The sequence below is a fragment of the Amycolatopsis sp. MtRt-6 genome, from assembly GCF_017308975.1.
GTDB lineage: Bacteria > Actinomycetota > Actinomycetes > Mycobacteriales > Pseudonocardiaceae > Amycolatopsis.
Genome location: NZ_JADWPD010000006.1, coordinates 48,072 through 66,570, shown reverse-complemented (window position 1 = coordinate 66,570; position 18,499 = coordinate 48,072). Strand labels below are relative to the sequence as shown.

22 protein-coding genes are annotated in these 18,499 nt (G+C 70.9%); 3 read left to right on the top strand and 19 right to left on the bottom strand.

All coding sequences use genetic code 11. The annotated features are described in order from the left end of the window. Positions 1 to 18 precede the first annotated feature (18 nt). The gene (gene mycP / locus I4Q55_RS12785) at positions 19 to 1,617 is read left to right on the top strand and encodes a type VII secretion-associated serine protease mycosin (RefSeq protein ID WP_206787646.1); all 1,599 of its coding nucleotides are present in this window, start codon (positions 19 to 21) and stop codon (positions 1,615 to 1,617) included. Positions 1,618 to 1,763: 146 nt separating this feature from the next. On the opposite strand, the gene I4Q55_RS12780 is transcribed toward mycP, so the two are convergent. The 3 genes from I4Q55_RS12780 to eccB all read right to left on the bottom strand — a co-directional run bounded on the left by I4Q55_RS12780 (position 1,764) and on the right by eccB (position 4,790). Next, positions 1,764 to 2,780, bottom strand: a complete 1,017-nt coding sequence (locus I4Q55_RS12780) for a WXG100 family type VII secretion target (RefSeq protein ID WP_206787635.1) — start codon at positions 2,778 to 2,780, stop codon at positions 1,764 to 1,766. Next, entirely contained in the window at positions 2,777 to 3,094 is a 318-nt protein-coding gene (locus tag I4Q55_RS12775; protein WP_307793195.1) for a hypothetical protein, read from the bottom strand. The genes I4Q55_RS12780 and I4Q55_RS12775 overlap by 4 nt, the downstream gene beginning before the upstream one ends. A gap of 64 nt (positions 3,095 to 3,158) precedes the next feature. Then, positions 3,159 to 4,790, bottom strand: coding sequence for a type VII secretion protein EccB (gene eccB / locus I4Q55_RS12770; protein ID WP_206787631.1), 1,632 nt, complete (start codon positions 4,788 to 4,790; stop codon positions 3,159 to 3,161). Between the two features lie 726 nt (positions 4,791 to 5,516). On the opposite strand from eccB, the gene eccE reads away from it, so the two are divergent. After that, entirely contained in the window at positions 5,517 to 6,698 is a 1,182-nt protein-coding gene (gene eccE / locus I4Q55_RS12765) for a type VII secretion protein EccE (RefSeq protein WP_206787621.1), read from the top strand. Further along, positions 6,695 to 7,414: a hypothetical protein gene (locus tag I4Q55_RS12760; RefSeq protein ID WP_206787613.1), complete on the top strand. Its 720-nt coding sequence runs from the start codon at positions 6,695 to 6,697 to the stop codon at positions 7,412 to 7,414. The genes eccE and I4Q55_RS12760 overlap by 4 nt, the downstream gene beginning before the upstream one ends. 74 nt (positions 7,415 to 7,488) lie before the next feature. Here the strand turns inward: I4Q55_RS12760 and I4Q55_RS12755 are convergent, their stop codons facing one another. The 16 genes from I4Q55_RS12755 to I4Q55_RS12680 all read right to left on the bottom strand — a co-directional run bounded on the left by I4Q55_RS12755 (position 7,489) and on the right by I4Q55_RS12680 (position 18,494). After that, positions 7,489 to 7,839: a hypothetical protein gene (locus I4Q55_RS12755; RefSeq protein WP_206787587.1), complete on the bottom strand. Its 351-nt coding sequence runs from the start codon at positions 7,837 to 7,839 to the stop codon at positions 7,489 to 7,491. Positions 7,840 to 7,945: 106 nt separating this feature from the next. Continuing rightward, on the bottom strand, positions 7,946 to 8,773 hold the full coding sequence (gene truA / locus I4Q55_RS12750; protein WP_242545908.1) for a tRNA pseudouridine(38-40) synthase TruA: 828 nt from the start codon (positions 8,771 to 8,773) through the stop codon (positions 7,946 to 7,948). 73 nt (positions 8,774 to 8,846) lie between these two features. Further along, positions 8,847 to 9,404, bottom strand: coding sequence for a 50S ribosomal protein L17 (rplQ, locus tag I4Q55_RS12745; protein ID WP_206787585.1), 558 nt, complete (start codon positions 9,402 to 9,404; stop codon positions 8,847 to 8,849). 41 nt (positions 9,405 to 9,445) lie between these two features. After that, positions 9,446 to 10,516: a DNA-directed RNA polymerase subunit alpha gene (locus I4Q55_RS12740; RefSeq protein WP_091304679.1), complete on the bottom strand. Its 1,071-nt coding sequence runs from the start codon at positions 10,514 to 10,516 to the stop codon at positions 9,446 to 9,448. A gap of 106 nt (positions 10,517 to 10,622) precedes the next feature. Next, complete coding sequence (gene rpsD, locus I4Q55_RS12735) at positions 10,623 to 11,228, bottom strand: 30S ribosomal protein S4 (protein WP_043781959.1); 606 nt, start codon at positions 11,226 to 11,228, stop codon at positions 10,623 to 10,625. Positions 11,229 to 11,251: 23 nt separating this feature from the next. Beyond that, positions 11,252 to 11,659, bottom strand: coding sequence for a 30S ribosomal protein S11 (gene rpsK, locus I4Q55_RS12730; RefSeq protein ID WP_004558885.1), 408 nt, complete (start codon positions 11,657 to 11,659; stop codon positions 11,252 to 11,254). 18 nt (positions 11,660 to 11,677) lie between these two features. Beyond that, positions 11,678 to 11,863 carry a hypothetical protein gene (locus I4Q55_RS12725; protein ID WP_004558884.1) on the bottom strand — a complete coding sequence of 62 codons (186 nt, stop codon included), beginning with the start codon at positions 11,861 to 11,863 and terminating at the stop codon, positions 11,678 to 11,680. Beyond that, positions 11,860 to 12,240, bottom strand: coding sequence for a 30S ribosomal protein S13 (gene rpsM, locus I4Q55_RS12720; RefSeq protein WP_004558883.1), 381 nt, complete (start codon positions 12,238 to 12,240; stop codon positions 11,860 to 11,862). Before rpsM ends, I4Q55_RS12725 begins: the two co-directional genes overlap by 4 nt. A 202-nt stretch (positions 12,241 to 12,442) precedes the next feature. Beyond that, a complete protein-coding gene (gene rpmJ / locus I4Q55_RS12715) occupies positions 12,443 to 12,556 on the bottom strand; it encodes a 50S ribosomal protein L36 (protein WP_004558882.1) in 114 nt (37 codons plus the stop codon). Positions 12,557 to 12,591: 35 nt separating this feature from the next. Then, a complete protein-coding gene (gene infA, locus I4Q55_RS12710; protein WP_004558881.1) occupies positions 12,592 to 12,813 on the bottom strand; it encodes a translation initiation factor IF-1 in 222 nt (73 codons plus the stop codon). Positions 12,814 to 13,095: 282 nt separating this feature from the next. Next, positions 13,096 to 13,872: a type I methionyl aminopeptidase gene (gene map, locus I4Q55_RS12705; RefSeq protein WP_206787583.1), complete on the bottom strand. Its 777-nt coding sequence runs from the start codon at positions 13,870 to 13,872 to the stop codon at positions 13,096 to 13,098. 44 nt (positions 13,873 to 13,916) lie between these two features. Continuing rightward, positions 13,917 to 14,471 (bottom strand): adenylate kinase, encoded by a 555-nt coding sequence (locus I4Q55_RS12700; RefSeq protein ID WP_206787575.1) that lies wholly within the window; start codon positions 14,469 to 14,471, stop codon positions 13,917 to 13,919. Beyond that, positions 14,468 to 15,775: a preprotein translocase subunit SecY gene (gene secY / locus I4Q55_RS12695; RefSeq protein WP_091304682.1), complete on the bottom strand. Its 1,308-nt coding sequence runs from the start codon at positions 15,773 to 15,775 to the stop codon at positions 14,468 to 14,470. The genes I4Q55_RS12700 and secY overlap by 4 nt, the downstream gene beginning before the upstream one ends. Positions 15,776 to 16,029: 254 nt before the next feature. Next, on the bottom strand, positions 16,030 to 16,644 hold the full coding sequence (locus I4Q55_RS12690; protein ID WP_206787573.1) for a LysE family translocator: 615 nt from the start codon (positions 16,642 to 16,644) through the stop codon (positions 16,030 to 16,032). 4 nt (positions 16,645 to 16,648) lie between these two features. Then, positions 16,649 to 17,872 (bottom strand): hypothetical protein, encoded by a 1,224-nt coding sequence (locus I4Q55_RS49130; RefSeq protein ID WP_242545871.1) that lies wholly within the window; start codon positions 17,870 to 17,872, stop codon positions 16,649 to 16,651. Positions 17,873 to 17,921: 49 nt separating this feature from the next. Next, positions 17,922 to 18,494 (bottom strand): hypothetical protein, encoded by a 573-nt coding sequence (locus tag I4Q55_RS12680; RefSeq protein ID WP_206787571.1) that lies wholly within the window; start codon positions 18,492 to 18,494, stop codon positions 17,922 to 17,924. Between the last annotated feature and the right edge of the window lie 5 nt (positions 18,495 to 18,499).

The window sequence follows — 18,499 nt, the reverse complement described above, 5'->3', positions numbered from 1 at the left end:
GGATCGGGTGAATCTCGGATGGCAGCAGGACGCTCCTTCGGCCCGGCCCGGCGGACCACGACGGCACTGGTCGCCGGCACGATCGGCGTCCTGGCCTCGGTCGCCGGCGCACTCCCGGCGCAGGCCCAGACCGCCCCGGCCGACGGCTACTTCGCGACGCCGCCCCCGGTCGACCCCGGCAAGCTGATCCCCGACTCGCGCGGGCCGGACAAGAAGTACAAGCAGACGAAGGGCTGCGTGCAGCGCAGCACCCTCGGCCAGAACATCGAGATCAAGAACCGGCCGTGGGGCCAGGAGTACCTGCAGATCTCCAAGGCGCAGGACATCGTCCGGGCGGCCACGGGCAGTGCCGGCGGCGGCGTCAGGGTCGCGGTGATCGACACCGGCGTGACGCGCCACCCGTGGTTCCAGGACCGGATCAAGTCCGGCGGCGACTACGTGGCCACGCCGACCAAGGGCCAGCCACCGGGGCTCGAGGACTGCGACGGCCACGGCACCGAGGTCGCCGGGATCATCGGCGCGAAGCCGGACAACCCCGAGGTCGGGTTCGTCGGCGTCGCGCCGGACGCCACGATCGTGTCCTACCGCCAGCTGAGCGAGAACTACGAGCCCGACACGTCGACCCAGACGCCGCCGGCGAGCAACACCGGCGGGGGCACGCCGTCGTCGAGCACCAGCCCGCCGCCGGGCGGTGGCGGCGGTGCCGCCGAAGGCGACGGGACGTCACCCGGGCAGTCCAACGGCGGCCGCCAGTTGGAGAAGGCGGGCACCGCGGGCACGCTGAAGACGCTGGCCGAGATCATCCGCGGCATCGCCGACCGGCGCGAGGCCGACGTGATCAACATGTCGGTCGACAACTGCCGCCCGGCCACCGGCTCGATCACCGAGGGCGAGCAGCAGGTCCAGGCGGCCGTGCACTTCGCGGCGCAGGCCGGCATCGTGATCATCGCCGCCGCCGGCAACGCGACGGACACCTGCCCGCAGAACGACCAGCCGGACGCGCGGAAGCCGAAGACGATCGTGACGCCGCCGTGGTTCGCCGACGACGTGCTCTCGGTCGGGGCGATCGACGAGTCCGGCGGCGTGGCGCCGTTCAGCGTGCGCGGCCCGTGGGTCGGCGTCGCGGCCCCCGGCACGCGGATCATCTCGCTCGACCCCGCCGAAGGGTCCAGCAGCCTGGCGAACCTGACGTTCGAAAACGGTGACAAGGCCAGCGAAATCCAGGGCACGAGCTTCGCGGCGCCGTACGTGGCGGGCCTGGCGGCGCTGGTCAAGGCCAAGTACCCGCAGCTCGACGCGAAGGGCATCGTCAACCGGATCAAGGAGACGGCCCAGCACCCGGCGGCCCCGGGCGGCCGCGACAACTTCGTCGGCTACGGCGTGATCGACCCGGTCGCGGCGCTGACGCAGGTCCTGCCGTCGGAGGTGGGCAACCAGGCACCGATCCCGGCCCCGCAGCTGGCCCAGCTGCCCCCGGCGAACGACCGCAGCCCGACCCCGGTGATCGTGGCGCTGGCGGGCACCGGCGGCGGCGTGGTCGCGCTGCTGATCACCTTGTTCGTGATGCACACGATCCGCCGCAACCGCCCGGAGCAGACCGGCCCGACCCGCCGCTGACGTCCCGTGCGGTAAGAGGCATCACCCGTGATTGAGCGGGCATCACGCGTGCTGGGAAGGGCATCACGCGTGATTGGGCGGGCATCGGCGTGATGCCCCGCTGATCACGCGAGATGCCCCGCGAATCACGCGTGATGCCCCTTTCGTCACTTCGCGGGTGGGGCCGGTGGCTTCTTCTGCTGCGCGGTCTCGTCCTCGCCGATCACCGGTGGGGCGACCAGGCCGGGCTCGCCCAGCAGGTCGGACGACTTCGTCACCGGGCGGGCCTTCGACGGGCGGCGGGCCTGGCCGCCTCCGCCGAAGGCACCGAACCCCATCATCGGCATCATCGGGACGCCACCCGACGTGCTGTGGCGGTCCGCTGTGGACGGTGCCGGCTGCGGGTCCGCGGGGTGGTCGGGGTCGGTGGGGCCGGCGCCCGTGTGCCGCCCCTCCGCCGGGCCGGCGGCCGACGACGGTGTCATGACTTCGTCGGCCGAGGCGGCCGAAGCAGACGTTTCCTGCTCGCCGGCCTCGTTCAGCGCGTCGTCGTGCAGCTTGAAGCGCTCCGGCGGGTACCGGTGCCGGATCTCGATCGTGCGGGAGGCCGCGTCCGGGTCGTCGACGCCGTTGCACAGCCGGTCGAACGCCTCCATGACGTCGCGGGCCGTCTCGTGCAGGGCCTTCGCCGAGTCCTGCGTCTCCTGCAGCTGTGTCCGGGCCCGCTTGGCGCCGCCGCTCGGGAGCAGCATCGTCTCCGACGTCAGCTCCGCCGCGTCCACCAGGACCTCGACCAGGTCGACGACGACGTTCCGCAGGGTCGTCACCATCTCGTCCAGCGCTCCGGCCAGGGTTTCGAGGGCCTCGCGGAGGTCGCCGCCCGCCGCGCCGATCGCGCGGATGTAGGTGACGAACGAATCCGCGTCGCGGCCCGCCCAGCCCGCGTCGAGCCGGCCGAGCTGGTCGTCCAGGCGCGCCGACACCTCGGCCGCGACCGAGGCGGCCTGGCGCAGGCGGTCCGCTTCCGCGCCGAGATCGGCCCAGCGGCCGAGCAGCGGGCGGAAGTACGTCTCGACGGGGTCGATCACGCCCAGCTGCCCCGACAGGTCCGTGAGGTACGCCAGGTACGGCTCGGCCGCCGCCGTGATGTCCTCGCCGGCGGGCACCGGCACCGAAGTCGTCATCCCTCGAGCCTCCCGGCCCGCTTGATCAGCTCCGCGGCTTCCTCGTCCTGCCCGCCGTGGCGGACCGTCACCTGCCGCAGCGCCTCCGCGGCCGAGCGCAGCGCCTCGGCGCCGTCGGCCAGCTGCCGCCGCAACGCCCCCGCCGCGCGGCCGTACGACTCGCCGAGGCCGATCTGCGCCCCCAGCGTCCCGTAGGACTCCGCGGTGACGTCGCCGCCGACCTCGGCCGCCGCCGCGTCCAGGTCGGCCGCGGCGGCCTCCGCCGTCTCGGCGTACCGGGCGACGACGACGCCGTCCATCCTCAAGCCGGCCACGGCACCTCCGCTCACGAAAAAGACCTACGAGCGTGGGACGCCCGCCGCCGGACGGCGGTTCCGCTCAGTTCCCCGGCGGCTGGGCCGGGGTCGGGTACGCGCCGGCGTTCGGGTCGATCGGCACCGCGTCGAACTGCCGCAGCACGTCCTGGGTGTTCAGCGACGCCCCGGTCGGCAGCAGGCCGATGATCGACTCGGGCGCGGGCTGCCGGTTGTTCAGGCCGATCGCGTCCGCGGTCTGGGCGTCCGGGACGCTGTAGCGGATGCCCCGGTCGGAGATCAGCTGGATCGCGCCCTTGCCGAAGCTGGCCTTGCCGGTGGCGGACTGGACGACCGCGGCGAACCCGGGCTTGAGGTAGAAGCCGTTGAGCGGCACCCGGTTCGGGCCCGGCGTGGTGACTGCCATCGGGGTGAACTTGTCGCCGGTGGCTTTCTGGCCGGGCAGCTGCGTGTCGACGTACACCGACGTGTGCGCGTCCTGGTCGGGACCGGACCCGACCAGCGACCAGCCCAGGCACGCGACCGACGAGTTCTTCGTCGCGTCGAGGACCGTCGGCACCGAGCGCGGGAAGTCGTCGACCGGGATGTAGTCCGGGTCGGTGGGCTGCAGGGTGCGCACGCCGGCGAGCTTGTCGAGGCCCAGCGTCTGGATGCTGCCGGAGCTGCCGTTCTTCGCGACGCGGATGATGTCGGCGACGGCGTTGGACACCCGCTGGATGCCGGTCGTGGTGATCGCCCAGTAGTTCAGCTCGCGCTGACCGGCCTGCTGCGTCGCGAAGACGTCGCCGGCGGTCAGGCCGTCGAAGTCCGCCGGGGCCGGGCCGTTCGCGATCTTCGGCGGGGTCAGCTTCGCGACCTCGGGGATCGCGTTCAGCAGGCCCTGCGTGATCTTCCGCGGCGACGGCGGCAGCTGCAGCGCCGTCCGGACGGCGTCGTTCGGGTTGTCGACGTCGATCTCGGCACGCACGGTGTTCGCGTTCGGCCGGTTCCGGGAGCTCGGCAGCCGGTAGACGAGGTAGGTCTTGCCGTTGTCCGCCTTCGCCAGCAGCGCCTCGTTCTCGCCCAGCTCGGCGCCGAGGCCGCTCGGCGCGATACCGCCGAAAACGTAGGTGTTGGTCCGGCCCGTGTCGGGGTTCGGCAGCGACGGGTCGAGCTGAACCTGGTCGCAGACCGCCCAATTGGGGGAAATACGCTGGGAATCCGACGGGATCAGCTGCGGACCGTCCGGAATTCCGGTCAGTTTGTCGCGCGGAATGTTCTTCAGCTGATCGTCGGAAACGACCGTGGGATTCTTCACACTCGCCGGGCTCGCCGGGGCCGGGGCGGGTGCCCCGGTCGCACCGCCCGCGCCCGGCTGCTTCTGCTGCGCCAGCAGCAGGAGCCGGGCCGACGCGAGGTTGAAGGTCGGGATGAGCTTCTTCGGGTTGCCCGCCACGACGTAGACGGTGCCGGACTGCTCGCCGATCACGATGTTCCCGGCCTCGGGCACCGACGGCGCCGGGCTGAGCAGGCCCCAGACGACGAAGACGATCATGCCGAGCGCGCCCAGCACGACGCCCACGATCGTGGCCCGCGTGTGGGTGCGCATCGGGTCGTGCAGCATCACGGCGTCCCTGCGGACCAGCGCCGACTGCATCCGCCGTAGGACGAACTGATACGCCTGGACCTGAGACTTAGTCGTGGGTGTTGATGGCATTCTCGACCTACAGCTCTCCCCGTCGCGGTACGGTTCCGCAGGATAGCCGTACGGGGACCGTCTGGTGTGGGGTTTCTACCAACTCAAGCTAGTGTCGGGCACCCCGGGACCCGGCTTCCGGGTACGCAGCAAGCACGAGGGGAAGAGAAAGCGCGGATGTCCGTCACCACTCCTCCACGTCCGCCTGGCCCGCCCGGGCCCCCGCCGCCCGGTGGCCGTCCGCCGGGCCCGCCGCCGCGGCCGGGCAGACCCGGCGGTCCCGGTGGACCCGGTGGCGTTCCCGGCGGCCCTGGTGGGCCCGGTGGTGTTCCCGGCGCGCCCGGTGGTCCTGGCATGCCTCCTCGTGGTCCTGGTGGCCCCGGTCCCGGCCCAGGCGGGCCCGGCGGCCCTGGCGGACGTCCTGGTGGTCCGGGTGGGCCGGGTAGTCCCGGCGGTCCGGGTGGTCCTGGTGGCGGCGGCCCTGGTGGTCCCGGCGGTCCCGGTGGCCCTGGCGGTCCGGGTGGTCCCGGTGGCGGTGGTCCCGGCGGTCCTGGTGGTCCCGGCGGCGGCGGTCCCGGTGGCCCTGGCGGCGGTGGCCCCGGCGGTCCCGGCGGCGGTGGTCCCGGCGGCCCTGGTGGTCCTCAGGGGCCCGACGACAGCGGTCCCGCCACTCCCCCGCCCGGCCCGGCCCGGGTGGCCCCGCCCGCGCGGCGGCGCTCCTCCGGCGTCACCCTCGGCCCGCTGCCCGTGGCGAACCTCGTCGTGCTCGAAGTCGGCCTCGCGATCGGCCTCGTGCTGCTCGCGATCAACCTGTCGCTCAAGTACGTCAGCATCGGCATCGTCGGCTTCGCCCTCATCGTCGCGCTGCTGCGGTGGCGCGGCCGCTGGTTCACCCAGTGGGTCGGCCTGACGCTGCGCTACAGCTTCCGCTCGCACGACCGCGTCGCCACCCCGCTGCCGCCCAGCAGCGTCGAAGCCATGGCCGCCGAAGAGACCACGGTCACCGGTCCGGACGACGCGCGGGTGAACCTGCTGCGCATCGCCGTGCCGGACCTCGTCGTGGCCCACGGCGTCGACCACGAACGCCAGCAGGTCGGGCTCGCCTGGAACGACGGCACCTGGACGGCGGTGCTGCTCGTCGAGCCGGCGCCGGCGTTGATCACCCAGGCGGACGGGGCACCGAGCCTGCCGCTGTCGGCGCTGGCGCCCTGCCTCGAAGACCGCGGTGTGGTCCTCGACTCCATCCAGATGATCTGGCACTGCTACCCGGGCAGCGCGGCGCTGCCGTCGGACTCGCCGGCGCTCAGCTCCTACATGGAGGTGCTGGGCCCGCTGCCCGCGGCGGCGCGGCGGACGACGTGGGTGGCGATCCGGCTCGACCCGAAGCGGTGCCCGGCGGCGATCCGGGAGCGCGGCGGCGGCGTCGTCGGCGCCCACCGCGCGCTCATCGGCGCGCTGTCGCGGGTGCGCAACGCGCTGGAGTCCCAGGGCGTGCCGACGCGGCCGCTCGACCCGGACGAGCTGCTGCGCGCCGGCATCTCGGCCGCGGAGCTGACCGCCGTCGCCGGTTCACCCGCCAAGGTGACGCTGCAGGAGCGCTGGTCCGGTGTGACCGCGGCCGGCATCGGGCACGCGAGCTACGCCATCACCGGCTGGCCGAAGGGCAAGGTCAGCAGCAGCCTGAACGCGCTGACGAGCGTCCGCGCGCTGTCGGCCACGCTCGCGATGTCGATCTCGCCCGCGTCCGACGAGGGCAAGATCGGGCTGCGCGGCGTCGTCCGGCTGAGCGCGCGGAACCCGCGTGAGCTCGACGCCGCCGACCAGCGGCTGCAGGGACTGTCCGAGCGGCTGGGCGTCGACCTGACGCCGCTGCGCGGGCTGCAGGTTTCCGCGTTCGCCGCGACGTTGCCGATCGGAGGCACAGCATGAGTTCCCGCGTCCGTGACGCCGGGCAGAACAGCGGCGTGGCACCGGAGTTCACGGTCGACCCCGCCATGCTCGACGCGATCAGCCCGTCGGGTGACCGCGGGGGCATCGTGCTCGGCTCGGGCCTCAAGGGCGAGCCGCTGACGATCTCGGCGCTGCGCTCCACCCCCACCCGGATCGTGCTGGTCGGCGGGCTGTACCTGGCCCGCCAGGTGGCCATGCGGGCGATGGCGGTCGGCGCGTGGGTCGTGGTCGCGACCGGGCGCCCGACCGAGTGGCAGGTGCTGTCCCGGGCGGCGGGCAGCCGCGACGGGCGGCCCTCGCCGCTGGTGCAGATCCGCCGGCTGTCGCCGGTCGAGCTGCCGCGGCCGTCGGAGGACGCGCCGCTGCTGGTGGTGACCGACGGCGGCCCGACCCCGCAGGACCTGTTCCCGCCCCGCTCGCCCTGGCAGACGACGGTCTACGTGCTCCCGTACCTGCACCCGCAGGCGGGCGCGACGGCCAACGCGGCCGACCTGGTGCTGATGCAGCGCCTCCCGGCCGGCCAGGCCGAGCTGGCGGCCCGCATCTGGCGGCTGCCGCCCCAGATGATGCGCCAGCTGACGACGTTGAAGGACGACCAGGTGGTGGCCCTCGGCCGCAACCTCTGGCGACCGCTTCGCCTGGTGACGACGGGCAAGGAGCAGCAGCTCCTCGGCCCGGTCCGCCGCGGCGACTGAGTCCTCTTCGGACAGCCGGAAGCGGGTGGTTCCTCTCGGGGAGCCACCCGCTTCGTCGTCGGTGGGCCGCGACGCTAGGCGATCCGCACCCAGCGGAAGTGCTCGGCGTCCTCGCTGCCCCAGCGGACCGCCGCGGAGTTGTGGCTGCTGCTCTCACACCTGGTCCCGGCGTACGTCTGCACGTCCGGTGTGCCGAACCGGTCGACGAGAACGTCCGGGTGGTGGCCCGACGGGCCCGTCAGGCACCTTCCGTTGACGCGGATGCTCCGGACGGCCGAGGTCTGGTACGTGGTGGCCACGCAGGACTTGTCCCCCGGCGCCGAGCAGCCCGCGGCGGCGGCCGGTCCGGCGGTCAGCACCAGCGTGCCGGCCGACACCGTGACCGCCGCGGCCGCGCCCGCGAACCAGGCCTTCTTGCGATTCATGTTCCCACCCTTCCCGTCGGCTGAAATGCCGCGCCAGAAGGTAATCCGGGGGCGGTGCGGGATGCCATGCCCTTGCGACCGATGCGCAAGGTAGTTCCGTCGATCGCTAGCGCGAGGTGCGGACGTTCCTCGTCTGCTCCGCGCGGGCCGCGAGTTCGCCGTCCGGCGGGTAGTCGACGCCCAGGAGCGTGAGGCCGTGGGCCGGGGCCACCGCGCTGTCGCGGATGCCGCTCTCCAGGACCTTCCCAGGCCACGCGTCGGTGCGGCGGCCGTCGCCGACCAACAGCAGCACCCCCACCAGGCTGCGGACCATCGAGTGGCAGAACGCGTCCGCCGAGACCCGGACCTCCAGCAGGTGGTCGTCCACCCGCGTCCACTCCAGACGCTGCAGCTCGCGGATCGTCGTGCCCGTGTCGCGTTGCTTGCAGTACGCCGCGAAGTCGTGCAGGCCCAGCAGTTCCGCGGCCGCCGCGTTCATCGCGTCCGTCGACAGTGGACGGTTCCAGGCCAGCGTGTCGTGGCGGCGCAGCGGGTCCACGCCCCAGGGCGCGTCCGAGACGCGGTAGCGGTAGTGACGGCGGATCGCGGAGAACCGGGCGTCGAAGCCCTCGGGCGCGATCCGGGCACCCAGCACGCGCACGTCGCCCGGCAGGAGACGGTTCCACCGGCCCACCATGCGCGTCAGGTCCGGGATGCCCTCGGGAGACACGGGAATGCGGCCTGAGGGCTCGGAAAGGGGCACCACGTCGACGTGGACCACCTGGCCGGTCGCGTGCACGCCGGCGTCCGTGCGGCCCGCCACGACGACCGACTTCGGCACGGCGGACCCGGGCGGCTGCTTCCGCAGTGCCTCCTCCAGGAGGCCTTGGACCGTCCGGCGGCCCGGCTGCCGGGCCCAGCCCGAGAAGTCCGTGCCGTCGTAGGAGACGTCCAGGCGCAGACGAACGAGCCCGCCCTCCCCGGGGGGAGTGGCGGGCTCGTCCGGTGTCGAATCGGCCGTCAGGACGTCAGTCCTTCTTGGCGTCGGCGTCGGTCGCCTCCGAGGCGGGAGCCTCGGTGGTCTCCTCGGCCTTGGCCTCCTCGGCGGCCGGAGCCTCCTCCGAAGCGGCGGGCGCCTCGGTGGCGGTCTCCTCGGCAACCGGGGCGGCGGCCTTCTCGTCCTTGGCGAACTTCGTCTTGCGAGCGCGCTCGGCTTCCGAAGTCACCGTCTTCTCGGCCACCAGCTCGATGACGGCCATGGCGGCGTTGTCGCCCTTGCGCGGCATCGTCTTGGTGATCCGGGTGTAGCCACCCGCGCGCTCCGCGAAGTGCGGACCGATCTCGGCGAACAGCTTGTGCAGGACGTCCTTGTCACGGACGACCTTCTGCACCTGACGGCGGTTGTGCAGGTCGCCCCGCTTCGCCTTCGTGATCAGCTTCTCGGCCAGCGGGCGGACCCGGCGGGCCTTCGCCTCGGTGGTCGTGATCTTGCCGTGCTCGAACAGCTGCGTGGCCAAGTTGGCCAGGATCAGCCGCTCGTGCGCGGACGACCCGCCGAGCCGGGCTCCCTTGGTAGGGGTGGGCATTGGTTCTCCTAGTTCAGCTCACAGCGTCCAGGCACACGGCCTCAGAGCTGCTCGGTCTCTGCGTAGTCCTGGCCATCGTCGTGGCCGTCCGAAATCCCGTCGGCGATGCTGCCGACACCCTCCGACCAGCCTTCACCGTCGTAGCTGGCGGCCGCCGCGGTCGGGTCGAACCCGGGCGGGCTGTCCTTCAGCGCGAGGCCGAGGCCGACGAGCTTGAGCTTGACCTCGTCGATCGACTTGGCGCCGAAGTTGCGGATGTCGAGCAGGTCCGCCTCGCTGCGCGAGACGAGCTCGCCCACCGTGTGGATGCCCTCGCGCTTGAGGCAGTTGTACGACCGGACGGTGAGGTCCAGGTCCTCGATCGGCATCGCGTAGGCGGCGATGGTGTCCGCCTCCTGCGGCGACGGGCCGATCTCGATGCCCTCGGCGTCGACGTTCAGCTCGCGGGCGAGACCGAACAGCTCCACCAGCGTCTTGCCGGCCGACGCGACCGCGTCGCGCGGCGTGATCGACGGCTTGGTCTCGACGTCCAGGATCAGCTTGTCGAAGTCGGTGCGCTGCTCGACACGGGTGGCCTCGACCTTGTAGGTCACCTTGAGCACCGGCGAGTAGATCGAGTCGACCGGGATCCGGCCGATCTCCGCGCCCGCCTGCTTGTTCTGCAGGGCCGGAACGTAACCGCGGCCGCGCTCGACGACGAGCTCGATCTCGAGCTTGCCCTTGCCGTTCAGCGACGCGATGTGCAGATCCGGGTTGTGCACGGTGACACCCGCCGGCGGCACGATGTCGGCCGCCGTGACCTCACCGGGGCCCTGCTTGCGCAGGTACATGGTGACCGGCTCGTCCTCTTCCGAGGACACCACGAGCTCCTTGAGGTTCAGGATGATGTCGGTGACGTCTTCCTTCACCCCGGGAACGGTGGTGAACTCGTGCAGCACGCCGTCGATGCGGATGCTCGTCACGGCCGCGCCCGGGATGGACGACAGCAGCGTACGACGCAGCGAGTTGCCGAGCGTGTAGCCGAAGCCGGGCTCCAGCGGTTCGATGGTGAACCGGGAGCGGGTCTCGTTGACCGTCTCTTCGCCGAGAGCCGGCCGCTGGGAAATCAGCATTTCTTCCTAGTTCCTTTCCAGACGACGCCCGCCATATGACGTCGAAGGGATGGCGCGGCGGCGGCGCACCTGTTGCGCCGCCGCCCGTACTCCAGCCGGGGCCGGACTACTTCGAGTAGAGCTCGACGATCAGCTGTTCCTGAACCGGAACGTCGATCTGCGCGCGCTCCGGGAGCTGGTGGACCAGCACGCGGAGGTTGGACTGGACGACCTGCAGCCACGCCGGGATCGGGCGGTCGCCGAAGGACTCCTTCGCCGCCACGAACGGCAGCATGCCCATGGACTTCGGCCGCACGTCGATGATGTCCCACTTGGTGACCTGGAACGACGGGACGTTCACCTTCTGGCCGTTGACCAGGAAGTGGCCGTGGCTCACCAGCTGACGCGCCTGACGGCGGGTGCGGGCGATGCCGGCGCGGTAGATCACGTTGTCCAGGCGGGACTCGAGGATCTGCAGCAGGTTCTCACCGGTCTTGCCCGGACGCCGGACGGCTTCCTTGTAGTACCGGACGAACTGACGCTCGAGAACGCCGTAGGTGTAGCGAGCCTTCTGCTTCTCCTGCGACTGCAGGAGGTACTCGGACTCCTTGATGCGCCCGCGGCCGTGCTGGCCCGGCGGGTAGGGGCGACGCTCGAAAGCCTGGTCGCCGCCGATGAGGTCAACCTTGAGGCGACGCGAAATACGCGTCGCGGGGCCGGTGTAACGAGCCATTTCTTCTTACTCCTCCCCGTTCCTCAGACCCGGCGCCGCTTGGGCGGGCGGCAGCCGTTGTGAGGCTGCGGGGTCACGTCCTGGATGGTGCCGACCTCGAGGCCGGCCGCCTGCAGCGAGCGGATCGCCGTCTCGCGGCCCGAACCCGGGCCCTTCACGAAGACGTCGACCTTCTTCATGCCGTGCTCGGCGGCCTTGCGGGCAGCGTTCTCGGCGGCCATCTGCGCGGCGAACGGGGTGGACTTGCGCGAGCCCTTGAAGCCCACGTGACCACTCGACGCCCACGCGATCACGGCACCGGTCGGGTCCGTGATCGAGACGATGGTGTTGTTGAAGGTGCTCTTGATGTGCGCGTGACCGTGCGCGACATTCTTCTTTTCCTTGCGGCGGACCTTCTTGGCCCCAGCCGCAGTACGAGACTTCGGTGGCATGTTCTGAGGGTTCTCCTGTTAGCGCGCGTTCTCTTGGTGAGCGGCGACCGCTTCGGCCTGTCCGCGCCGGATGATCGAACCGGCGTCGGTGTACAGGTTGCGGAGCGCCATCGGGCGGGCGTAGAGCGCCTTGGGCGAGACACAAGCCGAGCCGCGGCGGTGCACGCCACCCATCTGCACGACCTTCTTGCCCTGGACGCTCACTTCTTGCCAGCCTTCTTCTTGCCGGCGACCGTCTTCTTCGGACCCTTGCGGGTGCGGGCGTTCGTCTTGGTGCGCTGACCACGGACGGGAAGTCCGCGGCGCCAGCGAAGGCCCTCGTAGCACCCGATCTCGATCTTCCGACGGATGTCGGCGTTCACCTCACGGCGAAGGTCACCCTCGACCTTGAAGTTCTCTTCGATGTACGTACGCAGCTTCGCGAGGTCGTCATCGCTGAGGTCCTTGACGCGGGTGTCCGCGTTGAGCTCGGCAGCCTTGATGAGCTGCTTCGAGCGGGTACGGCCGATGCCGTAGATGTAGGTAAGCGCGATCTCCAACCGCTTCTCGCGGGGGAGGTCTACGCCAGCGAGTCGTGCCATTGGCGCTGATGCTCCTTCTTCGGTTTCTTCTTCAGGTCTGCTCCCCGTCCGGTTCCGGGACCGACTCGCCTGTCGTGCCCTCGGCTTGCGCTTCGGGTGTCCCGGCCCCGGCCTGAAGCCCGGGGGTGAACCGGTTCACGCGTGAACCGGCAGGTGCGGGGAGGTTGTGTAACGTCAATCCACTCTGGTCGAGTGCGGGCGATCAGCCCTGCCGCTGCTTGTGCCGCAGGTTTTCGCAGATCACCATGATCCGGCCGTGACGGCGGATCACCTTGCACTTGTCGCAGATCTTCTTGACGCTCGGCTGGACCTTCACGTCTTCTGCTCCTGCTTGTCAGCTGCTCTTCGTGATCACTTGTAGCGGTAGACGATGCGACCACGAGAGAGGTCGTAGGGCGAGAGCTCCACGACAACCCTGTCCTCCGGCAGGATGCGGATGTAGTGCTGCCGCATCTTGCCGCTGATGTGTGCCAGGACCTTGTGGCCGTTCTCCAACTCGACGCGGAACATCGCGTTGGGGAGCGGCTCGACTACGCGGCCTTCGACCTCGATGGCCCCGTCTTTCTTCGCCATGTCCTCCGCATTTCCTTGGTCGAACCCTGCCTTGTCAGCAAGCGTCTGTCGCCACACCATGATCAATCCGAGCACTAGTGCCGGGTTGGGGTGTTGCGTGGCACACTGGTGCCCGGCTCCCTAGACCGTGAATTCACGAGCGCGCAGGATCCGGGCGCGATAAGTGCGCCGACTTGACAGTGTACGCATGTCGTGTCGCGACCCCCAAACCGGGGGTGACCATGCTAAAGGGCCGTGCAGGTGGACGTGATGGCGATCACCTCGAACGGGTGAAATCGCAGGTCAGGAGTCTTCCGGGGCCGTGAGCACCCAGGGGCCGTCTTCGGTGATGGCGACGGTGTGCTCCCAGTGGGCCGCGCGGGAGCCGTCGGCCGTCACGACCGTCCAGCCGTCGTCCAGCTCGCGGGTTTCGCCGCCGCCGCCGGTCAGCATCGGCTCGATCGCCAGCGCCATGCCGGGCTTGAGCCGCGGGCCCTTGCCGGGCTTGCCGACGTTCGGCAGGAACGGGTCCATGTGCATCTGGCGGCCGATGCCGTGGCCGCCGTACTCGACGATCATCCCGTACTCGATGCCGTCGTCGCGGCCCGCGCGCTCGGCGGCGGACTGCACGGCGTAGGAGATGTCGGTGAGCCGGCCGCCGGCGGTGACCGCCTCGATGCCGGCCCACATCGCCGCCTCGGTCGCCGCGGACAGCGCGAGGTCGGCGTCGGAGACCTGGCCGATGGCGAGCGTGACGGCGGAGTCGCCGTGCCAGCCGTCGAGGATGGCACCGCAGTCGACGGAGATGATGTCGCCGTCGGCCAGCACCTGGGTCTTCGCCGGGATGCCGTGGACGATCTGCTCGTTGACCGAGGCGCAGATCGACGCCGGGAAACCGTGGTAGCCCTTGAACGACGGCACCGCGCCGGCGTCCCGGATCGTCTGCTCGGCCAGCTCGTCGAGCTCGGCGGTGCTGACGCCCGGCTTCGCCGCCGCGCGGACCGCCGCGAGCGTGCGGGCGACGACGAGGCCCGCAGCCCGCATCGCCTGCAGCTCGTCCGGGGTCTTGACTTCGATCATGCGCCCACGGCGGAGCACTTGCAGAACACGCAATCCTCCGAGGTTCACGTGCGGTCGCGCAGCGCTTTCAGCACCCGGCCGGAGATCTCCTCGACACTGCCGACGCCGTCGACGGTCACCAGGATGTCGGCGTAGTACTCCAGCAGCGGCGCGGTGTCCGACACGTAGATCTGCTGACGGCGGCGGATGACCTCTTCGGTGTCGTCCGCCCGGCCGCGCGACATGAGCCGCGCGACGACGACGTCCTCCGGGACCTGGAGCTGGATCACCGCGTCGAGCGAGACGTCGGAGTCGCTCAGGATCTCGCCGAGGACCTCGGCCTGCTTGGTGTTGCGCGGGAAGCCGTCGAGCAGGAATCCGACCTTGGCGTCCGGCTCGGCGAGCCGCTCGCGCACCATTTCGTTGGTCACCGAGTCGGGCACGAGCTCGCCCGAGTCCAGGTAGCGCTTCGCCTCCTGGCCGAGCGGGGTCTCCTGGCCGACGTGCGCGCGGAACAGGTCGCCCGTGGAGATGTGCGGGATGCGCAGCTGCTCGGACAGGGCCACCGCCTGCGTGCCCTTGCCCGCACCGGGCGGGCCGACGAGAACCAGGCGCGTCACTTCAAGAACCCTTCGTAGTTGCGCTGCATCAGCTGGCTTTCGATCTGCTTCACGGTGTCGAGGCCGACACCGACCATGATCAGCACAGCCGTGCCACCGAACGGGAAGTTCTGGTTGTTCCCGCTACCGGTCAGAGACAGGAAGAAGTTCGGGAGGATCGCGATGATGCCCAGGTACAGCGAGCCCGGCAGGGTGATCCGGCCGAGCACGAAGCTCAGGTACTCGGCGGTCGGGCGGCCGGGGCGGATGCCCGGGATGAAGCCACCGAACTTCTTCATCTCCTCCGCACGCTCGTCCACATTGAACGTGATCGTGATGTAGAAGTACGTGAAGAAGATGATCAGGCCGAAGTACAGCGCGATGTGCACCCAGCTGGACTGGTTCACGATGTAGTTCGTGATGAAGACCTGCCAGCCGGAGTCGGCGTTCGCGTTGCCGACGAGGCGGCTGATCAGGTCCGGCAGGTACAGCAGGGACGACGCGAAGATGACCGGGATGACGCCGGCCTGGTTGACCTTGATCGGCAGGTAGGTCGACGTGCCGCCGTACATCCGGCGGCCGATCATGCGCTTGGCGTACTGCACCGGGATCCGGCGCTGCCCCTGCTCGACGAAGATGACGCTGGCGATGATCACCAGGCCGAAGACGCAGACCATCGCCAGGCCGATGCCACCCGCGTTGCTGAGGATGTTGCCGCCCTCGACCGGGATGCGCGCCGCGATGTTCAGGAAGATCAGGACGGACATGCCGTTGCCGATGCCGCGCTCGGTGATCAGCTCGCCCAGCCACATCATGACGGCGGTGCCCGCGGTCATGGTGATGACGATGATCGCCAGCGAGTAGACGCTGTTGTCCGGGATGATCGGCTGGTCGCAGTCGGGGAAGAGCTGCTTGCGGTCCGCGAGCGCGACCACGCCGGTGGCCTGCAGGATCGCCAGGGCGATCGTCAGGTACCGGGTGTACTGGGTCAGCTTGCCCTGGCCGGACTGCCCTTCCTTCTTCAGCTCCTCGAACCGCGGGATGACCACGGTGAGCAGCTGGATGATGATGCTCGCCGTGATGTACGGCATGATGCCGGTCGAGAAGAGCGACAGCTGCAGCAGCGCACCACCGCTGAACAGGTTCAGCAGCTGGTAGACGCCCTCCTGCTGCGCCTGGGAGCTACAGGCCTGTACGGCACCGTACGAGATGCCGGGCGCCGGAATGGTCGCACCGATTCGGTAAACCGCGACGATGGCTAGCGTGAACAGGATCTTCTTGCGTAGATCCGGCGTCGCGAGAGCCGAGCGGAAGGCGCTGAGCACGCGGGGGACCTCCTCGGCGTCGTCGGCTGTCCTAACCGACGATCGGCTTGGCCGGCACGGGGCCGGCGGGAACACACAGCACTACTGGCACGCAAGCCAGGAACGCTTCGGGGCACACTCGTCCCGAAGCGTGTCGCCGACTCTAACAGCTTCACAGGGCGTGTCCGCAGTCCGTGTGCGTTTTCCGTACCAAGGTTGCTCCGGCGGGTTGATCCACATCGCCGTCTTGGCCGTATTCCTTGACACGTTGTGGATCAAGCGTTCGACGTCGCGAGCACGCCGGCCAGGCCGACGAGGACCACGCCGGTCCCCCGGTCGACGTTGCGGCGGGCCTTCCGGGACAGCCGGATCGTCCTGACCGCGGCGCCGGCGACGACGTAGACCGAGCCGGCCAGGAACTCGGCCACCAGGTAGACCGCGCCGAGCAACGCGATCTGCGCCGGAAAGGAGCCGTGACCTGCGTCGATGAACTGCGGGACGAAGGCCGTGAAGATCAGGATCGCCTTCGGGTTGGTGAGGGCGACGCCGAACTCCTTGCGGCTGACGCGCCAGGCCGAGGTGGGGGCCGTGGGCAGCTCTTTGGTGGGATTTCCGCCCCAGAAGGTGGACCAGAGCAGGCGGAGGCCGAGGTAGAGGAGGTAGGCGGCGCCGGCCCACTTGATGATCGTCAGCGCGGTCTCCGAGGCGGCCAGCAGCTGCCCCAGCCCGGCCGCGACGGCGGCGATCAGCAGGGTGAAGGCGGCCAGCCGGCCACCCAGCCCGGCGAGGCCGTGGCGAACACCGTGCGTCATGCCGTGGTGGAGGCCGAGGAGGTTGTTCGCGCCGGGCGTAAGCGCGAGGAGCACGGAGGCGCCGAAGAAGACCCACACGTGTTCACCGTAGCCGGGGGTCTCCGGGTTCCGCCTGCTCGCTCGGCGGCAGGACGGTGATGGCGACGCCGGAGGGCGGCGTCGGGGTGTCGGCGTAGGCGACGGCCGGATCGGCCCAGCCGGGACTCCCGGCGGGTTTCCGGAGCGGCAGGTGGCCCAGTACCGCGGCGACGGCGGCCAGTACGGTGGCCGCGGCCAGCAGCCACATGCCGGGCCCGGTGGTGGCCTCCAGCTTTCCCTGGCCGCCGACCATGGCTTCCAGCTCGAACCCGCCCAACCCGACGGTGGCGACGACGCCGGCCGTGAAAGCCGCACCGGTCGAGAGCAGCCACCGGGTGAGGCCGCGGTTCGGCCGGGAGGAGGCCGCGAACGCCGCGACGGCCAGCACGACGACCGCGACGATCACCAGGATCCCCACGGGCGCGCCCGTGCGTTCGATGACCCCCTGCCCGGAGACCTCGACGCGGTGGCCCCACGCGGTCTGGGTGACGGTCAGCCGGGCGTCGAGGAACCCCTGGCGGAAGTCGAGCTCCTGGGCCACCTGGAAGAGGGGCAGGAAGAGGCCCCCGACGGCCAGCAGGGCGGCGACGGCGGCCAGCACCGGCGGGCCGAGGCGGAACAGCCAGGGCACCGCGGGCGCCGGGGCGGGCTCGGGTGCGGGTGCGGGTGCGGCCACCGGAACGGGTGGGGGCACGGCGGCGGGACCCGGCAGTTCGGCGACCGGGAAGGGCCACGGCGTCGAGGACGGCGGCTGGGCGGTCGTCTCGGCCGGGAAGAGCGGCGGTTCGGTGGGCGGCTTGGCCGTCGTCTCGGCCGGGAAGAGCGGCGGTTCGGTGGGCGGCTTGGCCGTCGTCTCGGCCGGGAAGAGCGGCGGTTCGGTGGGCGGCTTGGCCGTCGTCTCGGCCGGGAAGAGCGGCGGTTCGGTGGGCGGCTTGGCCGTCGTCTCGGCCGGGAAGAGCGGCGGTTCGGTGGGCGGCTTGGCCGTCGTCTCGGCCGGGAAGAGCGGCGGTTCGGTGGGCGGCGTGGCCGTCGTCTCGGCCGGGAAGAGCGGTGGTTCGGTGTGCGGCTTGGCCGCCGCGGGGAACGCCAGTGGATCCGCGCCCGCGCCCGGCTCGGGGCCGGCCGGCCTCGGTGCTTCCACCGGGAAGCTCAACGGCGACTCGGCGGCCTCGGCGGCTTCGGTCGGGGGTGCGGGCTGGGGAACGGGCTCCTGCGACGGTCTGTCCACCCCTTCAATCCTCCGTCCGGACTCCCGTCGCGGCAAGGAATCCGGCCGTTCACTCCCGCTCGGGCGGCAACACGGTGATCGCCACCCCTGACGGCGGTGTCGTCGTGTCCGCGTACGCCACCGCCGGGTCCGCCCACTCCGGACGGCCGGGCGCCGGCTCGCGCAGGCTCAGGGCCGCTGCCGCCATTGCCGTCAGCGCTGCCGCGATGAGCAGCCACAACCCGGGCTCGAGAGACAGTCCCGGACCGGTTCGTCCTGGGTCGTACAGCCACTGCACGCCCAGTGTCCCGACCGTGCCGACCGCGCCGAGCAGGAACGCCGCTCCGGCCAAGGTCGTCCGGCTCGCTGCCGGACCGGGGCGGCGGAAGCCGAGGATCGCCGCCGCCAGCAGGATTGCGGCGCCCACGAGCAACGCTGCGCCCAGCGGGGCCGACGGTCCGCTGATCTCGTCCCGGCCCGGAAGCGTGACGTGGGTCCGCCAGGCACCGACGACCGTGCGCACCGTGCCGGAGGTGAACGGCTGCTCGTTCCGGAACAGCGGCAGGAACGTCCCCGTCACCGCCAGGGCGACCGCGAGCGTGGCGAGCACCGGCACGAGGAAACGACGAGCGGCGAGTCCCATTCGTC

Bases quoted from the DNA above. Each gene is read 5' to 3' on its own strand.
- rpsK (WP_004558885.1), bottom strand. From the start codon at position 11,659: ATGCCACCGAAGTCTCGTACTGCGGCTGGGGCCAAGAAGGTCCGCCGC.
- map (WP_206787583.1), bottom strand. From the start codon at position 13,872: ATGATCGAAGTCAAGACCCCGGACGAGCTGCAGGCGATGCGGGCTGCG.
- eccB (WP_206787631.1), bottom strand. From the start codon at position 4,790: ATGCCATCAACACCCACGACTAAGTCTCAGGTCCAGGCGTATCAGTTC.
- I4Q55_RS12680 (WP_206787571.1), bottom strand. From the start codon at position 18,494: ATGGGACTCGCCGCTCGTCGTTTCCTCGTGCCGGTGCTCGCCACGCTC.
- rplQ (WP_206787585.1), bottom strand. From the start codon at position 9,404: ATGCCCACCCCTACCAAGGGAGCCCGGCTCGGCGGGTCGTCCGCGCAC.
- I4Q55_RS12740 (WP_091304679.1), bottom strand. From the start codon at position 10,516: ATGCTGATTTCCCAGCGGCCGGCTCTCGGCGAAGAGACGGTCAACGAG.
- rpsD (WP_043781959.1), bottom strand. From the start codon at position 11,228: ATGGCTCGTTACACCGGCCCCGCGACGCGTATTTCGCGTCGCCTCAAG.
- I4Q55_RS12780 (WP_206787635.1), bottom strand. From the start codon at position 2,780: ATGACGACTTCGGTGCCGGTGCCCGCCGGCGAGGACATCACGGCGGCG.
- mycP (WP_206787646.1), top strand. From the start codon at position 19: ATGGCAGCAGGACGCTCCTTCGGCCCGGCCCGGCGGACCACGACGGCA.
- infA (WP_004558881.1), bottom strand. From the start codon at position 12,813: ATGGCGAAGAAAGACGGGGCCATCGAGGTCGAAGGCCGCGTAGTCGAG.
- I4Q55_RS12755 (WP_206787587.1), bottom strand. From the start codon at position 7,839: ATGAATCGCAAGAAGGCCTGGTTCGCGGGCGCGGCCGCGGCGGTCACG.
- rpsM (WP_004558883.1), bottom strand. From the start codon at position 12,240: ATGGCACGACTCGCTGGCGTAGACCTCCCCCGCGAGAAGCGGTTGGAG.
- I4Q55_RS12760 (WP_206787613.1), top strand. From the start codon at position 6,695: ATGAGTTCCCGCGTCCGTGACGCCGGGCAGAACAGCGGCGTGGCACCG.